Origin of the sequence: uncultured Oscillibacter sp. (genome assembly GCF_910587525.1) — a bacterium.
Lineage (GTDB): Bacteria > Bacillota > Clostridia > Oscillospirales > Oscillospiraceae > Oscillibacter.
On the sequence record NZ_CAJULS010000246.1, the window covers coordinates 1 to 1866 of the forward strand.

The window sequence follows — 1866 nt, forward strand, 5'->3', positions numbered from 1 at the left end:
AGGAAAAGCGGGTGGCCCGCTGGGGGCGGAAGGCCTCGTAGATTTTCAGCCGGAGGCCGTCGGCCTCCGCCGCCTGGGCGGCGGTGAGCAGCTTTTTCGCGCAGGGGTACAGGTAGGGGACCAGGAAGGTCCCGTCCGCCATCCGCACGTTCTCATAGCCCGGAAGCACCTGGTGGGTCACCTCCCGGATGGGTGAGCCATGGACGGCGAAGAGGGAGTCGTAGCTGTTGGTGATGTCGTAAGTACAGTGGTCCCCCACGTATTCGGGGAGATCGATCATGCAAAAGCGGCTGTCCACCCAGCCGTATTCCTCCCCATAGCGGACCCGGAACCAATCCCCTTCCTCCGCCAGGACGCACAGGGCCGTCCCCCCGGGGACGGAGGCCAGGCGCGTCCCTTTTCCGGGGTCCTCATAGAGCGTGAGGCTCTGGATGGGCCAGATGGTGCCGTACAGCGGAGAGACGGAGGCCCAGAAAGAAACCTCCTCCGCCTGGAGTTCCGTTCCGTCCCCGTCCAGGGCGGCGACGCGGAAGCGGTTATAGGACCCGGAACCCAGCCGCCCCAGGTCATAGCGCACGCGCTCCTCCGGCGCGAGGCGGGCGGCGGTCTCCCACTTCTCCCCCACCCATCGCTGAACCTCAAAGTGGTGGCATTGCGTCCCGTTCCACTCCAGGACGCACAGCCGGGGGGCAGTCTCCTGCCAGGCAAGGGACAACTGCCCGCCGCTGGGCAGGTCCTGCCCGCCGGTAATCCCTGGCAGGGGGGAAACCGGAGACGAGGCGGGGCCGCAGAGGATAAAGCCCCGCTTTTTCCAGCCTGCCCGTACTGTGAGCCGGGAAAGGTCCCCCTCTAAAGAAATGGCCCTCTCCCTGGTAGAGGCCAGCAGAACGCCGCCAGCCGCTCCCTGGGCGGAATTCACATTGCTTTGAAAAACCTGGAAGACCTCCCCCTCCCCAGTCCAGCGGAGAGAGGTCACGCCGTCCTCCAGCGTACCGGAGACCTCCGGGGCCTCCGGCGCCTCCGGCGCCTCCGGCGGGAGCAGCTTCGCCCGGAAGACCTTCCAGCTCTTAACCTCCTTGGGTTTTCCAAGGAGGCTCTTTCCGTCGGCCACGGCCCAAACCTGAACCTCCAGCTCCTCCCCCTCCGGGAGGCCGGAAAGGCTCAGGGCCGGTTGGGTGCAATAGCGCGTCTCGCTGGTTTCGCCGCAGGTGACTTCCACCCGATACATGCCCGAGGGGGCGGTGGCCTTGGGCCAATAGAGCTCTGCCGAGCCATCGCCGTTGACGCAGACCAGCAGGTCCCCCTCCTCAAAGCCGGGCCCTTCGCCGCCCCGGAGGAGGAGGAACGCCGCCGCCAGCGCCAGCAGGATAACGGCCCCCGCCGTCCACACCCTGACCAGCCGCTGGATCTGCCCTCTAGTCCGCCGGGTATGGGTCCGCCGCCCCGCATACCGCCGTCCATATCGATTCCGTCTCGTGATCCACACCCCGCTCCGTATAAGTTCGTCCTAAAAAGATGATACACCCAATTGCAGGAAAGTCAAGGGCCATTCTGGGGAATGGCCCTTGACGGTCTCTCCTTATTTCCGGGCGGCGCTCTCCCGTCTCAGCAGTTCCCGCGTCACCTCATACACCCGCTGGGTAGAGGCCACGCTCAGCCGCTCCTTGACGGAATGGACATCGTGGAGCTCCGGGCCAAAGGACACCGCGTCCAGCCCCGGCAGCTTCTCGATGAAAAGGCCGCACTCCAGGCCGCCGTGGGTGGCCTCGATGGTCCCCTGCTTGCCGCAGACGGACTCGTAAGCCCCCAGCACCTCCTCCCGCAGGGCGGAATTCCGGTCGTACTGCCAGCCGGGGTAGTTGCCCC

1 protein-coding gene and 1 pseudogene are annotated in these 1866 nt (G+C 66.1%); both read right to left on the bottom strand.

Annotation, left to right across the window (positions count from 1 at the left end; all coding sequences use genetic code 11):
- Positions 1-1486 (bottom strand): hypothetical protein (locus tag QZ326_RS13100; RefSeq protein ID WP_295746075.1); only part of this gene is annotated, 1486 nt, incomplete at its 3' end.
- Positions 1487-1579: 93 nt separating this feature from the next.
- Positions 1580-1866: pseudogene (locus QZ326_RS13105) on the bottom strand (M20/M25/M40 family metallo-hydrolase); the annotation flags it as partial.